21 protein-coding genes are annotated in these 22,562 nt (G+C 59.3%); 2 read left to right on the top strand and 19 right to left on the bottom strand.

What is annotated here, in order from left to right; translation table 11 throughout:
- Window positions 1-76: 76 nt before the first annotated feature.
- The 10 genes from GXP70_RS17790 to GXP70_RS17835 all read right to left on the bottom strand — a co-directional run bounded on the left by GXP70_RS17790 (window position 77) and on the right by GXP70_RS17835 (window position 11,321).
- Window positions 77-2,383 carry a thiamine pyrophosphate-dependent enzyme gene (locus GXP70_RS17790; RefSeq protein ID WP_162358073.1) on the bottom strand — a complete coding sequence of 769 codons (2,307 nt, stop codon included), beginning with the start codon at window positions 2,381-2,383 and terminating at the stop codon, window positions 77-79.
- An 87-nt stretch (window positions 2,384-2,470) separates the two neighbouring features.
- Entirely contained in the window at window positions 2,471-3,481 is a 1,011-nt protein-coding gene (locus GXP70_RS17795) for a 2-oxoacid:acceptor oxidoreductase family protein (protein ID WP_162358074.1), read from the bottom strand.
- A 213-nt stretch (window positions 3,482-3,694) separates the two neighbouring features.
- On the bottom strand, window positions 3,695-4,615 hold the full coding sequence (locus tag GXP70_RS17800; protein WP_162358075.1) for a polysaccharide deacetylase family protein: 921 nt from the start codon (window positions 4,613-4,615) through the stop codon (window positions 3,695-3,697).
- A 135-nt stretch (window positions 4,616-4,750) separates the two neighbouring features.
- Window positions 4,751-5,797, bottom strand: coding sequence for a phosphotransferase (locus tag GXP70_RS17805; RefSeq protein WP_162358076.1), 1,047 nt, complete (start codon window positions 5,795-5,797; stop codon window positions 4,751-4,753).
- A gap of 9 nt (window positions 5,798-5,806) precedes the next feature.
- Window positions 5,807-6,478, bottom strand: coding sequence for an MOSC domain-containing protein (locus tag GXP70_RS17810; RefSeq protein ID WP_162358077.1), 672 nt, complete (start codon window positions 6,476-6,478; stop codon window positions 5,807-5,809).
- 329 nt (window positions 6,479-6,807) lie between these two features.
- Complete coding sequence (locus GXP70_RS17815; protein WP_162358078.1) at window positions 6,808-8,553, bottom strand: amino acid permease; 1,746 nt, start codon at window positions 8,551-8,553, stop codon at window positions 6,808-6,810.
- 205 nt (window positions 8,554-8,758) lie between these two features.
- A complete protein-coding gene (locus GXP70_RS17820; RefSeq protein WP_162358079.1) occupies window positions 8,759-9,361 on the bottom strand; it encodes a response regulator in 603 nt (200 codons plus the stop codon).
- 20 nt (window positions 9,362-9,381) lie between these two features.
- Window positions 9,382-9,999, bottom strand: coding sequence for a DUF3298 and DUF4163 domain-containing protein (locus GXP70_RS17825; protein ID WP_162358080.1), 618 nt, complete (start codon window positions 9,997-9,999; stop codon window positions 9,382-9,384).
- Between the two features lie 87 nt (window positions 10,000-10,086).
- Entirely contained in the window at window positions 10,087-10,599 is a 513-nt protein-coding gene (locus GXP70_RS17830) for a GNAT family N-acetyltransferase (protein WP_162358081.1), read from the bottom strand.
- The gene (locus GXP70_RS17835; RefSeq protein ID WP_162358082.1) at window positions 10,596-11,321 is read right to left on the bottom strand and encodes a phosphonate ABC transporter ATP-binding protein; all 726 of its coding nucleotides are present in this window, start codon (window positions 11,319-11,321) and stop codon (window positions 10,596-10,598) included. Before GXP70_RS17835 ends, GXP70_RS17830 begins: the two co-directional genes overlap by 4 nt.
- Window positions 11,322-11,493: 172 nt before the next feature.
- On the opposite strand from GXP70_RS17835, the gene GXP70_RS17840 reads away from it, so the two are divergent.
- Window positions 11,494-11,715, top strand: coding sequence for a hypothetical protein (locus tag GXP70_RS17840; protein ID WP_162358083.1), 222 nt, complete (start codon window positions 11,494-11,496; stop codon window positions 11,713-11,715).
- A 103-nt stretch (window positions 11,716-11,818) separates the two neighbouring features.
- Here the strand turns inward: GXP70_RS17840 and GXP70_RS30080 are convergent, their stop codons facing one another.
- The gene (locus tag GXP70_RS30080) at window positions 11,819-11,953 is read right to left on the bottom strand and encodes a hypothetical protein (RefSeq protein ID WP_263864017.1); all 135 of its coding nucleotides are present in this window, start codon (window positions 11,951-11,953) and stop codon (window positions 11,819-11,821) included.
- Window positions 11,954-12,078: 125 nt separating this feature from the next.
- Here GXP70_RS30080 and GXP70_RS17845 point away from each other — a divergent pair, with 125 nt between their 5' ends.
- Window positions 12,079-12,819, top strand: a complete 741-nt coding sequence (locus tag GXP70_RS17845; RefSeq protein WP_162358084.1) for an HAD family hydrolase — start codon at window positions 12,079-12,081, stop codon at window positions 12,817-12,819.
- Window positions 12,820-12,969: 150 nt separating this feature from the next.
- Here the strand turns inward: GXP70_RS17845 and GXP70_RS17850 are convergent, their stop codons facing one another.
- From GXP70_RS17850 to lpdA, 8 genes are all read right to left on the bottom strand, one after another.
- Window positions 12,970-15,540 carry a type IA DNA topoisomerase gene (locus GXP70_RS17850; RefSeq protein ID WP_263864018.1) on the bottom strand — a complete coding sequence of 857 codons (2,571 nt, stop codon included), beginning with the start codon at window positions 15,538-15,540 and terminating at the stop codon, window positions 12,970-12,972.
- A gap of 62 nt (window positions 15,541-15,602) precedes the next feature.
- Window positions 15,603-16,718, bottom strand: coding sequence for a glucosaminidase domain-containing protein (locus tag GXP70_RS17855; RefSeq protein WP_162358085.1), 1,116 nt, complete (start codon window positions 16,716-16,718; stop codon window positions 15,603-15,605).
- 98 nt (window positions 16,719-16,816) lie between these two features.
- A complete protein-coding gene (locus tag GXP70_RS17860; protein ID WP_162358086.1) occupies window positions 16,817-17,134 on the bottom strand; it encodes a hypothetical protein in 318 nt (105 codons plus the stop codon).
- A 97-nt stretch (window positions 17,135-17,231) separates the two neighbouring features.
- Complete coding sequence (locus tag GXP70_RS17865; protein WP_162358087.1) at window positions 17,232-18,719, bottom strand: glutamate synthase subunit beta; 1,488 nt, start codon at window positions 18,717-18,719, stop codon at window positions 17,232-17,234.
- A 203-nt stretch (window positions 18,720-18,922) separates the two neighbouring features.
- Window positions 18,923-19,423: a type 3 dihydrofolate reductase gene (folA, locus tag GXP70_RS17870; RefSeq protein WP_162358088.1), complete on the bottom strand. Its 501-nt coding sequence runs from the start codon at window positions 19,421-19,423 to the stop codon at window positions 18,923-18,925.
- 31 nt (window positions 19,424-19,454) lie between these two features.
- Window positions 19,455-20,417 (bottom strand): thymidylate synthase, encoded by a 963-nt coding sequence (locus GXP70_RS17875; protein WP_162358089.1) that lies wholly within the window; start codon window positions 20,415-20,417, stop codon window positions 19,455-19,457.
- A 60-nt stretch (window positions 20,418-20,477) separates the two neighbouring features.
- Entirely contained in the window at window positions 20,478-20,969 is a 492-nt protein-coding gene (locus GXP70_RS17880) for an acyl-CoA thioesterase (protein WP_162358090.1), read from the bottom strand.
- 176 nt (window positions 20,970-21,145) lie between these two features.
- Complete coding sequence (gene lpdA / locus GXP70_RS17885) at window positions 21,146-22,561, bottom strand: dihydrolipoyl dehydrogenase (RefSeq protein WP_162358091.1); 1,416 nt, start codon at window positions 22,559-22,561, stop codon at window positions 21,146-21,148.
- Window position 22,562: the final 1 nt, after the last annotated feature.

The following is a 22,562-nucleotide window of genomic DNA, read 5'->3' on the forward strand; positions in this document are numbered from 1 at the left end:
CCCGGCGCTTTCGAGCCGAACCTCGTTCGGAGCTGCCGTCACGGTCCGGCCGACGGCCCGTCACCTCTACCGTCGGTTACAGGTACGCGTTCTCGTGCTTCGCTTTCAGCCGCTGCCAGCGGCGCTCGACTTCGTTCTCGAAGCTCTGCAGCGCTTCCGCGTATTCCGGGCGGGTCATATGCTTCGTTTTGCCCATGTTCTTCAGCCAGTCGCCGAGCGGAATCCGCTTGCCCTTGTCTTCCGGGTTGTACGTGATCGTCGTGATCCCTTCCTCCACGTCATAGAGCGGGAAGAAACAGCTGTTCACGGCGTCGTCGATCAGCGTCTGGCCGATCTTCTCCTCGGACAGCCAGTTGAGCGGGCATGTAATGAGAATTTTGCCGTACACGAGGCCGACGTTCTGGGCGTAATACTGCGCCTTGGCCGCCTTGCGGAGCAAGTCCTGCGGCAGCGATTCCGATCCGGTGAAGACGTACGGAATGTTCGTAGCCGCCATAATTTGCGCCGTATCCTTGTGATGGAACAGCTTGCCGCCTTGATGCTTGCCGACGTTCGACGTCGACGTGCGGTGGCCGAGCGGCGTCGAGTAAGACAGCTGCGCGCCCGTGTTCATATAGCCTTCGTTGTCGTATTCCAGAATGATCATCTTATGATTGCGAAGCGCGCTGCCGATCGCCGGCCCCATGCCGATGTCCATGCCGCCGTCGCCCGTTATCATGACGAACGTGAAGTCGTCCTTCAGGCCGTACTGGTCCAGCTCGCCGCGGCGCTTGCGCTCCCAGAACATCTCCACGACCCCGGACAGCGTTGCCGCGCCGTTCTGGAACAGGTTATGGATATACGTCGCTTTATGCGAGGAATACGGGAAGCCCGTCGTGACGACCATCGCGCAGCCTGTCTGGTACAGCGCGACGATATCGCCCTCGATGCCTTTGAAGAACAGCTCCAGTCCGGAGAAAATGCCGCAGCCCGGACATGCGCCGTGACCCGGAGCGAGCCGCTTCGGCTTCTTCGTCAGCTGACGGACCGGCGGCACCTTCACCTTCAGCTTGCCGGTCGCTTCGTCGCGGTCGACGGTGATCAAGCCCGTCTTCAAGTCTTCGTACTTCAGCGGCTCCAGCACGCGCTTCGGCGCTTTGGACGGATCGCCCGGCGTATGGCCCCAATAATCGAACGGCACGTCGACCTTGCCCGCGTTCGCCGCTTCGATGGCGAGCTCGAACAGATGATGGCCGTCCTCGGCGTAGAAGTCTTTGCCGCCCAGGCCGTAGATACGGCTAATGACGAGCGTATCCTTGACGCCGTGCGTGAACAGCGCCGCCTTGATCTCGTTCGTCATGTTGCCGCCGTGGCCGCCGTAGGAATCGGCGCGGTCGCCGATCGTGACGGCTTTGACGCCGCGGAGCGCTTCGGCGATCTGCTTCGCCGGGAACGGACGGATCATATTCGGCGCGATCGAGCCGGCCTTGATCCCCTTGGCGCGGAGCTGGTCGACGACGTCCTTGATGATCTCGGAGGCCGAGTTCATCAGGAACACCGCCACTTCCGCATCGTCCATCCGGTACAGGTCGAGAATCGGATAATCGCGTCCGGTCAGCGCCTCGTATTCCTGGCGGATGCGGTCGAACACGTCGGCGGCCTTATACATGGCCATCGATTGCTGGTAGCAGTTATTGATATAATCCGGCTCGTTCATGTAGGGGCCGACCGTGATCGGATTGTTGCGGTCCAGTACATGCATGAAGCCATCCGGCGAGTGCTCGCCGACGAAGGCATGTACGTCCGCGCGGTGCGCGAACGTCTGCACGCGGCGCTTCTGGTGGGAGGTGAAATAGCCGTCCGACGCGACGAGCACCGGCAAGCGGACCTGCGGGTCTTCCGCCAGCTTCAGCGCCATGATGTTCATGTCGTATACGGCCTGCGGGTCGCGGCACATCAGAATCGGCCAGCCGGTGTTGAGCGCGAAGTACAGATCCGAGTGGTCGCCGTGAATGTCGAGCGGCCCCGACACGGAACGGCAGACGAGATTCATGACCATCGGGAAGCGCGTCCCCGACTGGACCGGCATCTGTTCCAGCATATAGAGATAGCCGTTCGAACTCGTCGCGTTGAATACACGTCCGCCGGCGGCCGAGGCGCCGTAGCAGATACCCGCGGAGCCGTGCTCCCCGTCCGCCGGGATCAGCTTGATGTCGTGCTGGCCGTTCGCTTTCATGAGATCGAGGAATTGCGCGACCTCCGTCGACGGCGATATCGGAAAATAACCCATGACGTGATAATTGATCTGATGCGCGGCATAGGCAGCCATCTCGTTGCCCGATTCGTATACCATCCGCTGCTCGACCGTGCCCGTGCTCACTTCTTTGTTGATTTCAATGGCCATTTGAAAGCTCCTCTCTTTCGTCCAAAAGGAAACCGGTCACGCTGCGTTCATGCGGCGCGAATGGCTTCATTCCATTCATTGACGACGTTAATTCGCTGATGCCCAAACGAATCGATGCGGTACCCGGTGATCGTCGCCGTAACCGTCCGTCTCGCGTTCCGAGGCGAGCGCCTCGGTCGGACAGGCGACGACGCACTTCAAGCAGCCTTTGCAATATTGGTAATCGATGCCCTGCAGGAACATCTGCGGCCGTCCCTTCTTGTCCGGCTGCTCTTCCCAGACGAAGCAGAAATCCGGGCAGGCCGTGTCGCAAGCCGCGCAGTGGATGCATTTCTCCTCGTCGAAATGCGGCATCATGCCTTGGCGAGAGATGCTGAGGTCCTTCAGCACGCTGTTGCCCGGATTGACGATCATGCCGCCGATCGGCTGCGTCGCGTAACCGAGGGTCGGCACGTCCCAGCGCGTCGGCTGCGGCATCGCGGCGCCTTCGGGGAGCGCGAATGTCTGGAACTTCACCTCGTCGTAGCCGCGCTGGAACGTTCGCAAGGCCGGGTCGACCGCCTGCGGATACTTCTTCTCCAGCGATTTGCGGATAATGCCTTTCATATGTTCGAAATCCAGGAAGTCGCAAAGCCGGAACAAGCCTCCGAGCATCGCCATGTTGACGCGGTTGTTTTCTTCGAGCGCAATCCCTGTTGCATCGACGACGGCCAGCGTGCCGGCGGACAATTTGATCTTATCCTTCAGCTGCTCCGGCGTTTTGGAGGAGTTGACCATGACGACGCTGTCTTCATAGATCCCGCTGATAACGTTGATCGTTTTGGACAGGTTCTCGTGGAATACGCCTACGATATGCGGTCGTTCAACCGGCGTCGTGTCGCGGATATTCGTCGTCAGATCGCAGAAACGGATATGCGCCTTGACGGGCGATCCCTTCTTCTCCGAACCGTACGAAGAGAAGCTGACTCCGTTGAAACCGCTTCCGACCACGCCCGCTTCCGCGAGCATTTTCCCCGCCAGATTGGCGCCGAGGCCGCCGATCGATTCCAGTCGAATTTCAAAGAATCCAAGCTCATTCTGCTTTGGAAGTATTGCCACTTGCTCCACTCCCTTCCCGAATTAACTGAATACTTTCTATTTTCACAACAGTCAGTATACCATTAGAACGGGACGGCGAATAGCGTTTATTTCCATAACAGCCAGGCTCAAACGGGTAATACAGTTATTTGTCCTTCCAGCTGTAATAGTACAGCTCGTCCTTGATACAGCAACAAGGCTGAGACAGTGCATGCCTGTCTCGCCCTGCATTCGTCATGGTTTCGCCTGCCGGCGTTGTGCCTGCCTAAGCGCGCGCCAGCCGATTTGGATGATCCTTTCTTTGCGGAGCGCATCCTGAACGTCCCGGTCGCGGAACACGTCGAGCTCCATCCCCCTGCGCACCGGTTCGCCGTGAAACGCTGCCAGCTCGTCGGTCACGAACGACGGATGAAGGATCAGCTCCGTCACGCCCGGCCTCAGCCGCCCGATCAGCCCGATCATCTGCGCCTTGAACTGCGCGTACGTCTCCGGCTGCGCGGCGCGGAACGGCAGGCCGACCAAATAATCCAGCACAAGCACTCCTTTGCGCGCGGCCGCTTCCGCCTGCTTCATCGCCTGACCGGCAAGCTCCGGCGGCGCCGGCACCCCGCTCTCGAGCAGCAAGTACCGCGGCAGCCGGAACGGCAGGCCGTACATCGCGCAGACATCGAACGCGTCGCCGAGAAAATCCCGGCCCGTCTGCAGCCCGTACAAGCTGCCCATATGATTGTCGGCATGCGTCACGTCGATGCCGAGCGTCAGCGCCATTTCGATCTGGGCGATCATTTCCAGCTTCACCTGGCCGGCGTCGGCGCGCCGTTCGAACGATTTGGCATCCTTGTGGAAATAGCCTTCGGACGTCGTCATCGACGTCGTCGCGCCGCCGCGATAGACCGGTCCCCATTTCATGGGCTCCCATTCGCTCGTGAACGTGAGATGAACGCCCACGTCCAGATGGGTGCGCGCCGCGCTCCACTGCGCCGCTTCCCTGGCCCAGGCGCAGGGCATCATGATCGTGGCTGAAGATACCGTCCGTTCCTCGAGCAGCATCTGTATGCCGCGGTTGGTCGAATGGCAGACGCCGAAATCGTCGGCGTTTATGATCAAGAGGCGGTCCATCGGATCGTATCCGAGCAGCTCGGCCGTGCTTGTCATCTGTGCGTTCCCCCTCCTGCTGCGCCTGCGGACGCGGTAATATCGATCGTCGTCAAGGCTCCCGTCATAGCATTTATATGACAAAAGCCCGGCCGATCATTCTTTGTTCGCAAAGAATGAATCGCCGGGCTCTTCCTAATGCGCCTGGACTGTCGATTGCTGCATGGCAGCCGCTTCGAGAACCGCCGGCAATCGCGGGCGGTTGCGCTCGACCCAGCCGCAGACGAACGAAACCCGTTCGATCTGTTGCACCCATACGTCTTCCCTGTCAAGCCCATCCGCCAGACGTCCCGCAAAATGAAGCCAGACGTCGATCATGCGGAGCTGGATCAAATCCGGCAGCAGCGCGATTTCGTCGCGGTCGAGCCGCGAACGCGAGCCGTAGCCCTTGCACAGCAGCGAAATCCGTTCCAGCGACAACGCATCGTCCTCGCAAGGAAATTCCGCGCATATGACCGCCAATTCCATCGCCCGCGCATCGATCGTGCAGAATTCGAAATCCAATAGGCCGACGATCGCCTCGCCGGAGGCAAGGGCGTTCGCAAACACGATATCGCCGTGAATCCATTGCCTCGGCAGCTTCTTGAACCGATCGATTAACGCCGTTAACCGGTGCTTGACGTCCAGCAGCGCCTCGACCTGTCCGCACCGCCCCGGCGTCAGCTGCAGCTTCGCGCTCAACGTTCGAATCGCTGCCTCGTCCATGGCCGCATGGATGTCCTCGAATTCGTAATACGGCTGATATACGGCTTTCAGCTTCGCCAGCGCTTCCAGACTCCCCAGCTTCCGCGTCAGTTCGCCGGCGGCCCGCCCCAAGCCTTCGATATGGGAAGGCGACGACGCCGTCGGACGCTCGCCGCCGATATAGCCGAAGATCGCGGCGAGCTTGCCGTCCGGCGCTTCCGTTACCGTGTCCTGCGCCGCATTCCGAACGGGCGCGGGTACATGGAAGGACAGTCCCGAACCGCCCAGCGCGCGCAGTATCGCATGCTCCAGGCTGACGATCGCCCGATCGTTATGATTCTCGTACACGCGCAGCACATAGCGTTCGGCGCCCGCGTATATCATACGGGTCGTATTGTTCATCCCGCTCTCTTCCCGTTCGATCCGGACCGGCTCCGCCAGCCGGTACCGGCTGACGATCGCGGAATAGTTCCTCTCGGTTTGGGTTTGCTCGATCATGTCGATTGTCTATCCTCCCGATTCCGCTTCCTCGTCCAGCTTGGCAAGCCGCTTAGTCAGCGACTGCCGCCAGCTCTCGGCCAATTCGCCGACGGCCAGCAATCGCACAATGCCGTCGCGATCGCGCTTGTCCGTATGCATGACGCGATTGGCCTCGGCTACCGTGATGCCCGCCGGATGCCGCTTCTGAAGCGTCAGCGCGTCGCCTTCGGCTACGAAGCCTTCCTGCAGGACGCGAAAATAAAATCCGGTGAACCCGGTCTCCTCGACGTCGAGCTGCAGCCCCGGCAAGCCGTGCTTCATGCCGAGCTTGAAGCACGGCTGGCGCGGCTGGCTGACCTGAACGAGCGCATGTCCGATCGCAACGGTGTCGCCGATGCAGACGGAATGCTCCGTCAGCGCCGAAACCGTGAAGTTCTCGCCGAAAGCGCCCGGCAATACGGCACGCTCCCATCTGTCCGCCCAATAAGGGAAGTGGACGGCGCTGTAGACGCAGACGGCTTTGTCCGGACCTCCGTGGAAGACCGTGTCGCCTTGCGCATCGCCGGGCAATCCCGTCATGCCGAGCAGCAGCGCGCCCGAATAGGGCTTCTTGTTGATGCCCGTCACGACTTCCTTCTTCCCGAACGGCACGGATTCCAGCAACGACACGTTCAGCGATTGCAGCATCCCCAGTTTCATTTCCCAAGCCTCCTCATATCCGGCGCAGCCTTGCGAACGCGGCCATAGCCGGGATTCCGGCATCTATATGCCGCGTATGCGTAAGCCATTGCTCCGATCGTTTATCGAAATTATACGTGTTTTGCTTTCCATATGGCAATGACGGCGGTCTGCGCGGCGCGAAAATGACTTTGAGACGCCGGGTGTTACAATACGTGTCGAAAGGGCGCTGATTGTGTTGCTTCCTGCGTTTGCCCGGGAAATGATCGTTGGGAAATGCCATCATTATTTCCTCGTTCGCTAATCGGAGATTTCCCGGGCCATTAATGGCTTCATCCGATGGACGCTCGTTATTGAGGAAATTTTCTTTCAATTCTGATACATTCGTCCATCGACCGTTTGCCGAAGCGCATGGAACCGACGACCTTGAACGGCGACTTCCGGCGCAGGCTGCGATGCATCCGTTCGATGGCGACGGCGCCTACGGTCAGACAGACGGCAGCAAGCAGCAGCGCGGCCGGCTTCAACAGGCAGACAGCGGATATTGCGCTTATTGCCAGCCAACAGACCGTGACGCCGTCCACGGTTCCCGCGTATTTCCCGAGCTCCCATGGGCCATGCGTCTTGGAACGCTTGCGGCCGGCGGTTCGCAGCCGGCTGTCCTTGCTGTCCTTGCTGTCTTTGCTGTCTTTGCTCTCTTTGAGCGTCCGCCATAGTCTCCCTCCGATCGGAATGGCATAAGCGGCGTGCATGGCGGCGATGCTCAGCAGAACGAGCTGGGGCGTCTGCGATTGCAGGGATGAACCTCCGGTCGCGGCCCCGCAAGCCGCTGCCGCAAGCAGCGCGATCGTCCCGGCACCGGCAGCCGTAATGACGAGCGCCATGACCGGCGAACGATAGAGCGCGGATACGCCCGACAATTTGCCCGCGAACGGAAGCGATTCATCGCGCGCCATCGCGAAGAGCGTCCGCGCGCCCGCTCCCAGCGCCGACGCTCCGTTCGCCCAAGCGAGGAAGACGATCATCGCGAAGAAGAGCGCTTCGCACGGTTGTCCCCACCGCGCCCAGATGTCGGTCAGCCAGTCGCCGAGCGCCGGCATGGCGGTCAAGCCGAACGCTCCGATCCGCGCGTGCAGGATGATGAAGGCGAACAAAACGAAGCCGAATATCGCAAGTCCGGCGGTCGACAGATAGATCGACCATGGCAGCGCGATGCGGGGGTTTCTCGTTTCTTCCCCGGCCTGGGCGCCGTCGCAGATGCCGATGAAGAGCCGCTGGAGCAGCAGGAAGCCCAGAAGCGCAGACGAGCTCCCGCCATCCGGAGGCGCTGACGCTGTCCAGGCCGGCGACGCGTGCGCCAGGATCGCGAACGGATATATGCCAGGCCAAGCGATCGAAGCCAGGATCGCGATCATGCCGGCGGCGGCCGCCAATTGAGCGGCGGCCGTCCAGGCCATCAGGCGGCCGAGCAGGCGAATGGCTCGAATATGGGCCGCAGCCTGCGTTATGATCAGCATGAGCAGGATGATGTAGAATAAGCCCGCTCCGCCCGTATAGCCGAAATGCCGCTCTACCGTACGGCTCATCCAATCGGCCAGATACAGATTCGTCGTCGCCAGCAGGAGCGACGATCCCGCGGCATGCAGCCAGCCGGACCACAGTCCGGCGCGCCGGCTCCCGGAAGCCATCGCCCAATGATAACAGCCGCCTGCCGTCGGAACCGTCGATGCGAAGGCGGCGGCGGAAGAGGCCGTGAGCAGGCCGAACAGGCCGAGCAGCGGCCAGCCGATGCCGATGACCGCCGGCCCTCCGGCCGCCGCGGCCGGGCCGAGCAGAAAGACGGCTCCGCCGATGAGCGGCAGCGAAGACGCCGCCATGCCGGCCGCCGAAGGCCAGCCCATATGGCGGGGGAGCTGCTGCGCGAATCCAAACGCGTTCAAATCATGCTTGTCGCGCATGTAACGCACGTATTCGGAATGATTGTGAAGCGGTTGATGCAGCGAAAGCCCCGTTCGGCGTTCCGCCGCTCGGGCCAGAAGAAGAGCAAGCGTGCATACCGCGGCAAACACCGTGCAGCCCAACCACAGCGTGACCATCCCAACACCCCCATATCAGACTGTATGAGGCGGGCGTTCTTGTCAGCACAAGCAGATGAACGGCCGTCGCGGCATGCCGCCGAACCAAAAATCCGCCGGCAATCGCTGCCGGCGGACGGAACAAACATGCGGTTTGGCTACAGGCTCCGATGCTCGCCGAATGTCAATCGCCCGGAAGCCGGATGCTTCTCGACTGCCGCCGGACTCAGGATACGACCCCGTCCTTGCGCGCCGCCGATTCCCGGCGGTTCGCGACATGCCGTCTGACCGACTCGATATCGAACGGCTTCGTGAAGCAGGTCAGAACGCCGAGCTTCTTCGCTTCGTTCAGCATCTCGGGATCGCCGTAGCCCGTTACGAATGCCGCCTCGACGGAGGCATCGAGCTGCCGGATCTCCTTGAGCGCCTCGAGACCGTTCATGCCGGGCATGTTCAAATCAAGCAGCGCAAAGTCGATATGATGTCGGCGGAACGCTTCGACCGCGGCTGTCCCGTTCTCCGCTTCGTAGACCGTAACCCCGTCCTGCTGCAGCAGCTCCCTGAGCAGCATGCGGATCAAGGGCTGATCGTCCGCGACGAGCACGGCATACTTGCCGTCTTGGGCGGCCGGAACGGCATCCGCCTTGAACGGAACGACCGTTGGCTTCGGTTCGTTCGGCGCGGAATGCCGCTGCTGTTCCTGATTCGCGCCATGCGGGACATTGGCGAGATACGGGACGACGACCGGTTGATGTCTTCTCCGCCGCCTCCGCAGCAAGCCGATGACTAATCCGCCGCAAGCAAGCAGCAGAACGAGAGCAACTATCATAACAATCTCCTTCTAGACGATTAATCGTTCACATCCATCCGGCCGAGCGGGCCGTTCGGATTCGCGATGTCGCTCAATTCGTACACCGAAATCGGAAAATAAGGGAAACCGTAAGCGTACGGAGTGATCTCATACAACGCGAAATAAATGACCAGCGTCCGGTCAGCGATATAGAACGGCTGATCCGGCCGGATCGATTTGAACGGCTCGAACGTTTCGATCTGCCGCTTGGCGATTTGCGCGCGCACGATATCCGACAGCCGTTTCACGTAATCGCTTCCGGGCTTGAACAGTTCCGCAAGCGTATACGACTTGCCCGTTCCCGCATCGAAAGTGAGCGATTCCTGCAGCGTCAGGCCGTGCGCCCCGCCGGTGTAGGCGTAGTTGAACACCGAGAGGCTGAACACGTTCTTCTCGTTCGTCTTCACTTCGAAATAGCCGATCATTTCCGACCGCGGATCGGCGAGCGCGCCCTGGTCGTGGACGAGCTCCCTTTCCGTTTGGCGGATTTTATTGTTGATGGCGTTGCGCGCGGCCGCGTTCTGGAGACCGCTGACGACCGGAACGTACAGCTCGGCTTTCGGAAACGTCACCTTCGACGATTGAACGACGGCCGGACTTAGAAAATGGAATGCCATTGCGGAACACCTGCCTATTTTAGGTTGATGCTCCATTCTATGCTTCAAGCGGGCTTCCATTGCACGTTGATTTCATAGAAGCCGGCGTCAGGCCAGCTGCAGCTTCATTTCATGCCACTGCAGGCCGCCATGCTCCGACGCCGAACGGCCTGCGTAGCGAAAACCGAGCCGCTCGTAGAACCGGATCAGCCCGGCTTCGCACATCAGCACGATCGATTCCAGCCGGTCCGCCTTCGCTTGGCCGATCAACGCTTCCATGAGCGCCTTGCCGACGCCGAGCCCGCGGCTCTGTTCGGAGACGGCAACGGACAGCACGCACAGATGCCGGCCGGCCGCTTCAGCGTCGTGGGCGCCTTTAAGCGCGTCCGATTCGCAGCTGTCTTCTGCCGTCCGGACGCCGCAGGCCAGTCCGATCAACGAGCCGTTCCGCCATGCGGACCGGAAATAGCCCGGGAAATGTTTCTGCCGATACGAGAAAGCGTCCCGCGTCGCGGCCGCTTCGGCGGGATAGCAGGCAAGCTCCAGCGCATGCGCCGCCTGGAGGTCTTCCTCGCGCATCAAGCGCAGCTCGAACGGGGAAGCGGATTCATTCGGCGTCACAGCAGATTCTTCTCCCGTTCGGTCATTCGGCGGCCTTTGATATCGAGCGCGATCTGTCCGTTATTAAGCCCGATGATGCGGTCCGCGAACCGCTCCGCCCAGTCTCCTTGATGAAGAACCGCAACGACGGAAATCCCTTGAATGCGGCACATCCGCTTCAAATCGGAGAGCACTTGCTCGGCCGCGTGCGGATCGAGGCCGGACACCGGCTCGTCCGCGAGCAACGTCTTGGCGCCGTGCGCCAGCGCTCTCGCCATTCCGATCCGCTGCTTCTCGCCGCCGCTCAGCTTGTCGCCCTTCTGGTGCGCTTTGTCAAGCAGCCCCATCTTCTCGATCATATCCATGGCGCCCATGTAATCGTCGTTGCGGACCATGCCGGTCATCCGGCGCCAGAACGGCGTCTGTCCGACCGCGCCGATAATGACGTTCTTCAGCGCCGTCTTGTTCGCGTACAGCGCCGGCTTCTCTTCCAGATAGGCAATCTCGCGGCGAACCTTCAAGCGGCCTTGAATGCCTTTGGCGAAAATATCGACCCCGTCCACCGTGTATGTACCGCTCGTCCACTTCTCCTTCAGCGCCAAACATTTGAGCAGCATCGATTTCCCGCTTCCGCTCGCCCCTTTGACGGCGATGAACTCGCCGGGCTCTATATTGAAGCTCACGCCGGAGAGCACTTGCGGCCCGCCCGGAATTTGTTTCGATAATTGCGATATTCTGATCATGACTGGGCTCCTTATCCGCTTTGAATTGCAGCTGAAACAGATTGGTAATGAATAAGCTATCAATCTAGTGTAAGGGATAAAAATAATAGTTTCCATACGAACAGATGTTTGCTATAATAAAAACAAGAACAAACGTTCTAATTCCCCATCGACCGTTAGGAGGCTGACCATCATGACTAACTGTGAAAGCTACCGTTTTATCGAGACGCATCGACCTTTTCGCGATTTGACGTTCAAGTTCTATTCCAACGGATCGCTGACCATCATCGACAACAGTGAAGATACGATTATCAGCCCCCGCGATCTGAAGGGCGCGAGCTACGATTTCTACGTGAAGCGGCGGCTCGCCTTTATCAAACAAAACCTGACTGCCAAAATTCAAAAATATGCTTGATTCCTTCCCGCTTGATTCCGGCGTCTCTAGAGGCTAGGCAGCCCGTCCGCAATCGGACCGCCGCCCTGCCTTCAGAGACTCCTCGAAGCGCTGACTTCGTTCCCTAAGGCAGTTGTTTGTTAATGCCGTTCATGCTTGGCGGACGGTTAGCCGCTTTCTCAGGCTTCAACCCTACATAATAATCCTTCAAGCCGGACTCGTCATTGCGATTCCTTTTGCTGTTCTTGTTCAGCACCATGTCCTCTTCACCTCCGGCTTCAGTATTTGTAGATACTTCCAACCGTATACGATTTGACGGCGAATCCCAACTTGCGGTAGATTATTTCTACAGCGAACTCATCTGGGGAAGGAGCCGTGCCTAAGATGAAACAAACCATTCTATTCGATCTCGATGATACGCTAATTTACTGCAACAAATACTTCTTCTTCGTCATTGAGCAGTTTACGGACTGCATGATGGACTGGTTTCGCGGATACGGGGCTACGCCCGAAGAAATCCGCGACAAGCAGACAGAGCTCGATATTGCCGGCGTGCATATCGAAGGGTTCAAGAGCGATCACTTTCCACAGTCGTTCATCGATACCTACCGTTATTTCTCCCATCTGTTCGGACGTTCGAAATCCGTACTGGAAGAAGACTTGTTATGGAAGCTCGGCCGAAGCGTCTACGAATTCGCAGCCGAACCCTACCCGTTCATGGAAGAGACGCTGGACGAGCTAAGCGGCCAGGGACATGATCTCCATCTGTACACGGGCGGAGAACTGCTCATCCAGACGAAGAAGATCAAACAGATGAATCTTGAGCGCTATTTCGGGCCTCGCATATACGTGCGCGCCAAGAAGAACACGGAAGCGATGGAGAGCATTCTACAAGAAGGCCAATTCGACCGCCGGTCGACATGGATGATCGGCAATTCCCTGCGAACCGACGTTATCCCTGCCTTGACGAACGGTATCAACGCGATCCATATGAAGACCGACTCGGAATGGGTATACAACATCGTCGGCGTCGACGTCGAGCCGAAAGGCGCTTTCCTCACGCTCGAACAGCTGTCGGACATTCCGGATAGCATTCGCAGCTATGTCGCCAAGCGGCTGCAATAGGATTACAATGTAATGACAATGAAACAGGCTTGACTGATGGCGGCGCGAATCGCGCGTTCATCGGCCAAGCCTGTTTATTTGGTCGCACGGTAATTCGTTAGCGAAATTAATGATGCCTGCGACGCTAGCAAATTCGTTCCGTGGCTGCATCTACGACTCCGCCTGGAACATAATCGCTCCGGTAGCGGGGTCGGTTAAGCGCCATTTCCCGGATATGGATGACCCATTCGCGAGCTTCACCGTCGACTTGCGCGTCTCGCCTTTCTGCGCCAACGCCTTGGCCATCGCAGCGGTTACCGTCTTGCCCTGCTGCTCTTTCCAAATGACGAAATTGCAGCCTTCCCGGAAGCGCAGGCAGCCGTAACCGCGTTTGCCTTCGACCAGTTGACCGCCGCAGCCCGGACGCGGACAAGCGGCGATCGCGCCGCGCACCGCAGGCTGTTCGAGCGTTGCCTGTTTCCCGCCCGCGCGTTCAACCGCGCTTGCCACTGTGACGCGGCTGGCTGCTGCTCCGCCTGCCGCCGCTGCGCCGGACGGGGTATGCGCCGAACCGCTTCCCGTTTCACCAGCGCCTGAACCGTTCCACGCACGATCGGCGCCGCGCGTCGCTGCCGCTGCGCGAATCGCCGCGTCCGCGCCGCCGACCGACGGCGCCCGCTTCGCGCCCCTGCCGTTCCCGGCTGTCGACGAAGCACCGCCGAACGGCATCGCATCCGCTGTGCCGGATGACGCAGCACCGGCAGTTTTGACGCTAACGCGGCTGCGCGAACCGCCGCTTCGCTCGGCTGTGCCGCCGGATGTCCGCGCGGAAGGCTTCGCGGCGCGGCCTCTTCCTTTCGCCGCGCCTTTGCCTCTGCCCGCGGATTCCGGCTCTTCGAACAAGCTGGCGGCAGCCGGCTGCTGCAGCTTCACTTTGTCGACGATCAATTCGGCGAACTGCTTGACCTTGGCGATGAACTGTTCGTCCGACGCTTCGCCCTTCGATATTTGATGCAGCCGCTGTTCCCATCGCCCGGTCATCTCCGGCGATGCGAGCAGCTCGACGCCGGCACCGCGAATCAGCTCGATCGCGGTGCAGCCCTTCGTCGTAATATCAAGCCGCTTGCCCGCGGATTGGATATACCCGACCTGCTTCAGCCGTTCGATCGTCGCCGCGCGCGTCGCCGGCGTGCCGAGGCCCGTCTGCTTCATGGCGTCGCGCAGCTCTTCGTCCTCGATCGCTTTCCCGGCGCTCTCCATCGCCTTGAGCAGCGTGCCTTCCGTGTACGGCTTCGGCGGCTTCGTCTCCTTCTCGACCGCCTCGGCGTGCTTGCAATGCACGGGCAGGTCGGCATTCACGGCAAACGGTTTGTCCGTTTCCATCATATCGTCATCGCCGTCATCCCCGGCCGGAGAGGCATCGTCTGCTTTCTTCCCGCCTTTGCTGCTCTTCCCCTTCGGCGCATTGCGGTCGCCGTTATCGAGCACGATGCGCCAGCCGATGTCCAGCTGCTCTTTCGCCCGCGTCCGGAATTGTTCGCCTTCGACTTCCGTTATCACTACATGGTTGTTATAGACGGCAGGCGGATAATAATGCGACAGGAAGCGCCGCACGATCATATCGTAGATGTGCTGCTCCTCCGCGCCGAGCGTTCCGGGTTTCTTGGGCGTCGGCAGAATGGCGTGGTGATCCTCGACCTTGGCGGGGTTGCATACCGCCCGGTTGCCCTTATGCACGCGGCTGCGGTCGGCGCCGTTCGCAAGATCCGCATACGCCGTACCTTTCAGCATTTGGAGCACGCTGCCCATGACGGGAATGTTCTCTTCCGTCACGTAGTTGGAGCTCGTCCGCGGATAGGTGATCGCTTTGTGCTTCTCATAGAGCGCCTGAGCGATATCCAGCGTCTTCTTCGCGGGGTAGCCGTATCTCCCGTTCGCTTCGCGTTGCAGCAAAGTCAGATCGTGGAGGCGATACGGGTATTCCTTCGATTCGTTCACGTCGTAGCTGACGATCTTCCCCGGCTTGTCCTTTACCTTCGCGGCCAGCTTCTCCGCCTCTTCGCGCTTGGTGATCCGGTCGCCCTGCCAGACGCCTTTGTAATCGAAATCCAGCTGGTCGAACGAAGCCTGCACGATAAAGAACGTCTCGCTGTTGAACGCCGTAATCTCCCTATGGCGGTCGTACAGCAGAGCAAGCACCGGCGTCTGCACGCGTCCGACGGACAGCAGCGCCTTGTGACGAATCGTGAACGCCCGGGAGGCATTCATGCCGACCAGCCAATCCGCTTCGCTCCTGGCCCGCGCCGCGCGCGTTAAATCGTCATATTCCGTATCGCTGCGCAGTCCGTCGAAGCCGCGGCGGATCGTCTCCGGCGTCAAATCCGAAATCCAGAGCCTGTCGGTCGGCTGCATCAGCTTCAAATATTGCCGGATCAGATGAAAAATAAGCTGGCCCTCGCGCCCGGCATCGCAGGCGTTGACCAGCCTGCCGCAGCGCTTCGCCAGCTCCCCGATCATCTTCAGCTGATCTTTCGTCCTCGCGTTCGGCCATAGCTTGAACCGGTCGGGGATGATCGGGAGATCGGCCGCGTTCCAGCGTTTATATTTCGGATCGTATTGATCGGGCTCCGCGAGGCCGACCAGATGGCCGATCGCCCACGTAATGATGTAGCGCTCGCCCTCCAGATACGTCCGTTTATTCTGCGCCCGCGGCTCCACGACGGCGGCGATGGTCCGGCCCATATCGGGTTTTTCCGCAATGATTAATGTTTTCAGGATGATCCCTCATTCGTTCCGTTACTAGGTTACTGATCCGTCATGATTTGCGCCATCATCGATTTCAGGATGCGGTTCACGCCGGTCGACCAGTTCTTGTCTTCCGCGTATTCGCGGTTGATCCATTCGACCGGATCGACGTTCGCCGGCCGTTCGAAGCTCAACCGGTTAATCGTCCTGCCGGCGATTCTCGCCGAATCGGCGATCGTCGTATTGTACGCTTCCCAGCTGTAGAAGACATTGAAGGGATTGTTCGCGATTTCCTTGGCGCGCTTGGCCGTCTTCGGCACGAACCCCTGCTCCTGTCCCGTAATGGCGAACAGCAGCAGCGGATGGATATCGAATTCCTGCGCGGCGCGAATAATCGCGCTGAGATAAGGCTCTTCGGCGAGCATGGATTCCTTCGCGCGCAAATGATGAACGAGCCGGCCGCGATCCACCTCGGCGAAACGCAAATTGCCCGGCAGCGCGTTTACCGGCTTCGCTTCGGGATGCTGCAGCCGAGGCTGCGACACGACAGGCGTGCGCGGCACGGCTTCCGTCTCCGGGTGAAGCAGCCGCCATCCGTAATAGAGCATGCCCGTGCATATTACCAGGGATAACGCCAAATAAACGGCTGCCTTGCGCCTCCGCCTAATACCGGGCAACGATGACACGACGCCCGACAACGCAATCTCGCCCCGTTCTTCCAGCGATGCTTCGACGTGCAGCCCTGCCGCGCCGACGATGGCATCCCAGGCCGTCAAGCCAAGACTCGGATCCGCCGCGATACGCTTGCCTTCGTTCACCGCTTCGCGAAACAGGCGGAAATCGATCGCCGCTCCGAGCCGCTTCTCCGTCCACTTGTGCAAGGGGAGGATGACGTCAGGGCGATCGATGTCCAAACTCATGCTCGCTTCGAAGATATGCGCCTCGCCGACTGGTACCCCTTTCTCGGCCACGACCTCGCGCAGCACCCCGTGCATGACCGCACGCTGCTGTTCCGCTTCGAACTCGGGCAGCTGGCGCAGCACGATGCGCTGCATCGCATCCGCGACGATCTCGGCGCGGCGCTCCAACGGCAAGTCGCCGTGTTTATGCTGGACGTAATGCCGGATGTTATGAATATCCGCTCTCGTTAACACGCCGGCTGCATGACCGCTCATGATACCGCCTCCTGAACGAACAAGGCGAAACGGCTGCCCCGTCTTCCCGCGGTGCCGCGCGTTTCTGGCTCTCAGGTCAATTTTACCACAGCTTGTCCTTATTGCGCGGCCAGATTTGCGATTGCGGCTTGAATTTCATCGCGTTCCATATACGCGCGGATCTGCTCTTTCTCGTCCGCCGTGAATTGAAATTCGCAATCCGTTCCTTCGTCGAGCGGCACGATCTGCGCAATGGCGCCGCCATGCGTAGTAATGACAAGCACCGTCAGGTCCGTCAGCCCCGACGGTACCGGAGTCGCATCTTCGACTTCGACGGCCAGCTCGATATCGATCCATTGTCCGTCGCGGCGCTCCATGCGCGGATTGAACGCGTTGAACTTCAGCTGCGTAACCGTATCGGAACCGTATTGAATCATAATCGCCATTCTCCCTTCGTTCGCGATAGAAAGAAATAAAAAGCGCCCGAAGGCGCTTTGCGTATTTAAGGTCATAAACGAACCGGTTTGGCTCGGCTTAAGGCAGCATCGTCGTGCCCATCAGGAAACGATCCACTTCGCGGGCAGCCTCGCGGCCTTCGTTGATCGCCCAGACGACCAGGCTTTGTCCGCGGCGCATATCGCCCGCTGCGAACACTTTCTCGACGTTCGTCGCGTATTTGCCGTACGCGGCTTTGACATTGGAACGGCGGTCCTGTTCCAGGCCGAGCTTCTGAATAAGCGTATTCTCCGGTCCTTCGAAGCCGACGGCGATCAGCACGAGATCGGCCGGCCATACTTTCTCGGTGCCCGGAATTTCCTTGTAGATCTTGCGGCCTGTTTCGTCAACCGTACGCTCGATTTGCACCGTGTGCAGCTCTTTCAGATTGCCGTTCCCGTCGCCGACGAATTTCTTCGTGAGGACGGAAAATGCGCGAGGGTCTTCGCCGTAGAGCGCGCGAGCTTCCTCTTGCGCATAGTCGAGCGTGTACACGTTCGGGAATTGCGGCCAAGGGTTCTTGTCGTTGTCGCGCGTCAGCGGCGCTTTCGCGTGCGTGCCGAACTGCGTTACCGATTTGCAGCCGTGACGGAGCGCCGTAGCGACGCAGTCCGTGCCCGTGTCGCCGCCGCCGATGACGATGACGTCTTTGCCTTCGGCATTGATATAGTTGCCGTCTTCCAGATTGGAATCCAGGTAGCTCTTGATCGTGCCGTTCAGATAGTCCATCGCCATATGAACGCCGTTCAAGTCGCGGCCCTCGATTTCGACGTCGCGCGCTTTCGTAGCGCCGCCGCAGAGGACGATCGCGTCGTACTCGTTCATCAATTGATCCGCCGGAACGTTGCCGCCGACTTCGGCGTTCGTCACGAAGTTAATGCCTTCGGCTTCAAGCAGGTCCACGCGGCGCTGAACGACGTGCTTCTCGAGCTTCATCGTCGGTATGCCGTATGTCAGCAAGCCGCCGATGCGGTCCGCGCGCTCGTACACCGTCACCGTATGGCCGGCTTTGTTCAATTGCGCCGCGGTTGCCAGGCCGGCGGGACCCGAACCGACGACGGCGACCTTCTTGCCTGTCCGCATAAGCGGCGGCTGAGGTACGACCCAGCCTTCCTCGAAGCCTTTGTCGATGATCGCGGATTCGATCGTCTTGATCGTGACGGAGTCGCCGATCAGGCCGACCGTACAGGAGCCTTCGCAAGGCGCCGGACATACGCGGCCGGTAAACTCGGGGAAATTATTCGTTTTATGCAAACGGTCGAGCGCTTCACGCCACAATCCGCGGTAGACGAGATTGTTCCATTCCGGAATCAGGTTATTGACCGGGCAGCCGGAAGTTCCGCCTGGCAGCTCGATGCCCGTATGGCAGTACGGCGTACCGCAGTCCATGCAGCGCGCGCCTTGCGTTCGCAATTGATCATCGTTGAAATGTTTATGAAATTCATTCCAATCCTTGATCCGTTCAAGCGGATCGCGGTCAGCGGGCAGCTCGCGTTTGTAGTCCATAAATCCAGTAGGTGTTGACATGATTCGCTTTCCTCCATCCATTATCCCATTGCCGAATGTTCGTGATCTCTCTCAAACTATATAGAGAAAGCAACTAAGATTCAATATCAAACTTTCCCATAAACTATTTACAATATCGTAGCAATTAGGATGCGTTCATGAAATGGATTATCCGTACAATCATTTGCACTTTATGACGGAACGTTCGAGGTTTGCGGTTTCCGTCAGTTAGCGTCCCGCTGCTTGCGGATGTAAGTAATAATCGTAAAATCATAGGCGTTCTTCTCGTCCTTGGCATGGAACTCGCGGCTAACCGCTTCCCATTCCGCCGCATCGAACGCCGGGAACCGGGCATCGCCTTCGACGGCGGCATGCACTTCGGTCAGCAGCAGCTTATCCGCGAAAGGGAGAAACTGCGCATAGACCTGCGCCCCGCCGATGATTATCAGTTCTTCTTCGCTGCCGAGCTCCGCCAATGCTTCCTCCACCGTGTGCATCGTCTCCGCTCCGTCGGGGCGGTAATCGGCGCTGCGGGTCAGAACGACGTTTCTCCGGTTCTTGAGGGGCCCGCCGAAAGACTCGAACGTTTTGCGCCCCATCACGATCGTCTTGCCTGTCGTCGAGCGCCGAAAATGCGCCATTTCCGCCGGCAGATGCCAAGGCATGCCGTTATCGACGCCGATCACGCGGTCTTCGGCCATGGCGGCAATCATCGTAATGGTCATCAAGCTTCTGCTCCTTTCTTCGTTCCGCCGCTTAGACCGCGACCGGCGCTTTAATGGAAGGATGCGGATCGTACCCGTCCACTTGCACATCGCCGACCTCGAAATCGAATACGGAGGCGACGTCAGGGTTCAGCTTCAGCGACGGCAGCGGTTTCGGTTCGCGTCCAAGCTGCGTCTCGATCTGCTCCAAATGGTTCGAATAAATATGCGCGTCCCCGATCGTATGCACGAAATCGCCGACCGCAAGGCCGCATTCCTGCGCGATCATATGCGTGAGCAGCGCGTAGCTGACGATATTGAACGGAATGCCGAGGAAAATATCGCCGCTCCGCTGATACAGCTGACAGGACAGCTTGCCGCCGGCCACGTAGAACTGGAACAGCGTATGGCAAGGCGGCAGCGCGGAACGCTGCGGCGTCGCGTCTTCCGGCGACCAGGCGGTCACGATCAGCCGGCGCGAATCCGGATTGCGCTTAATCTCCGCGATAACGTTCTTCAGCTGGTCGATCGTTTCGCCCTGCGACGTTTCCCATCTGCGCCACTGCTTCCCGTAGACATTGCCGAGATCGCCGTACTCCGCCGCGAACGCGTCGTCGTTCAGAATGCGTTCGACGAACAGCTTCTCTTGCTCCTGATACTGCAAGTTGAACGCCTCGTCCCACTGGGAACGCAAGCCGAAGTTCGTCATGTCCGGGCCTTCGTACGCCTCGCTTTCGACCCACTTCTTGAACGCCCATTCATTCCAAATATTGTTCTTGTGCCGAAGAAGGTAGCGAATATTCGTATCGCCCTTCATGAACCACAGCAGCTCGCTGACGATCAGCTTGAGCGGCACCCGCTTGGTCGTCAGCAGCGGGAATCCCGCCTGCAAATCGAAGCGCATCTGATAGCCGAATACCGACAAAGTCCCCGTACCGGTCCGGTCTTCCTTCTTCGCGCCATGCTCCAGCACATGCCGGAGCAAGTTCAAATATTGCTCTTCGCTCGTACTCAATCCGACGCCTCCTTGCCCCAAAATAATCAGATCTCAACCTAGCCACGTAGGTTTATTTTATCACTTCTTGTCCAGCCTGTCCTGCTTTCGCTGCATGCGATGCTCATAGCGGGCAGGCGCCGAGCGATGCAGCGCCCATTCTTCTTCCGTTTCCGGCACGATGGCTGCGACCGGTCTCGGCCTGCCGTTCTCATCGAGCGCGACGAACGAGAAGAAGGCGGTAACCGCCGTTTTGCGGTCGCCCGTGTACACATTCTCCGTCTCCGCCTTGACGTACACTTCCATCGAGCTGCGATGCGTCCACGTCACGATCGCCTCGACGTCGATCATATCGCCGACCCGGATCGGTGAGGCGAAATCCAGACTGTCGGTCGACGCCGTCACCACCGGTCCCCTTGCATGGCGCATGCTCGCGATCGCCGCGATCTTGTCCATGTACTCCATCAATTTGCCGCCGAACATCGTGCCGTGGTAATTCGTATCCGACGGAAAAATAAGCTGCATCATGCCGGAACGGGATTCGCTGATCGGTTTGCTGCTGCGCTCGGACATGCGGTTACCCTCCTTCATGTTAACTGCTTTTATTTATGCTATTAAGGCTGCCGACTAGCGGTCAATCGTGATGAAAAAAAGAGGCCCAGCTGCAGAACAACTGCGGCGTGACCTCTTCGCTCTTAACATTGTGCATGATGCAATTGAAACGCAAGACGGGATTACCGGGATGACGATTACTTCGAAATCGCGTGGATCGGGTGACCCAGCGCCATCTCGGTTGCATCGAGCACGATTTCGCCGAGCGTCGGATGCGCGTGGATCGTAAGCGCGATGTCTTCGAGCGTTGCGCCCATCTCGATGGCCAGGCCAAGCTCGGCGATCATGTTGGACGCTTCGATGCCGGCGATTTGCGCGCCGAGCACGAGACCGTTGTCCGCGTCCGCGATCACTTTCACGAAGCCTTCCTTGACGCCGAGCGACAATGCGCGTCCATTGATGTTGAACGGGAATTTGCCCACTTTGACGTTGTGGCCTTTTTCCTTCGCTTCCTTCTCGCTGTAACCGACGCTGGAGCATTCCGGATCGGAGAAGACGACGAGCGGGATGCACTTGTAGTCGATCTTGCTTGGCTGTCCGGCAATGACTTCAGCCGCAACGCGGCCTTCGTACATCGCTTTGTGCGCAAGCGCCGGGCCGGCGATGATGTCGCCGATCGCGAAGATGTGCGGAATGCTCGTACGGCATTGGTCGTCGACTTCGATGAGGCCGCGATCCGTCATCTTCAGGTTGATCAGGTCAAGACCCAGCTCGCCGTCCGTGTTCGGACGCCGGCCGACCGTTACGAGCAAGTAGTCTGCCGTTACTTGCTTGTCTTCGCCGTTCACCGTGTACGTAACCGTAACGTCTTTGTCCGTTTGCGCGGCGCTCTTCGCTTGCGCGCCCGTGACGATTTCCGTCTTCGACGCTTTCAGCTTCTTCGCGACGAGCGAGGACATATCGGAATCGAAGCCCGGCAGGATGCTGTCAGAGCCTTCGATGATCGTTACTTGCGTGCCGAACTTGGCATACATTTGGCCAAGCTCGATGCCGATGTAGCCGCCGCCGATAACGACGAGGCTCTTCGGAATTTCAGGCAGCGACAGCGCTTCTGTCGAAGACACGATGCGGCCGCCGTAAGGGAATGCTTTCAGCTCGATCGGACGGGAGCCCGTCGCGATGATGCAGTGTTTGAAACGGTAACGCGGCGCTTCCTGATCGTTGAAGACGCGCGCTTCGTTCTCGTTGATGAACATCACTTCGCCGGCGAAGAACTGGATCTTGTTCGCCTTGAGAAGCGATGCCACGCCGCCCGTCAATTTCTTGACGACGCCGTTCTTGAATTCCTGCACCTTGCTCCATTCCACCTTGACGTCGGATGCCGTGATGCCGAAATCCGAAGCATGGCTGATGGATTCGTATTGATGGGATGCGGAGATCAGCGCCTTGGACGGGATACAGCCCACGTTCAAGCACACGCCGCCTACGTATTGTTTATCTACGACCAGTACGTTCTGACCAAGCTGCGCGGCGCGGATCGCGGCCACGTAGCCGCCGGGTCCCGCACCAATGACTAGCAAATCGATATCGAGTGAAGCGTCACCTACGACCATA

This window comes from Paenibacillus lycopersici (assembly GCF_010119935.1).
Taxonomy (GTDB): domain Bacteria; phylum Bacillota; class Bacilli; order Paenibacillales; family Paenibacillaceae; genus Paenibacillus_Z; species Paenibacillus_Z lycopersici.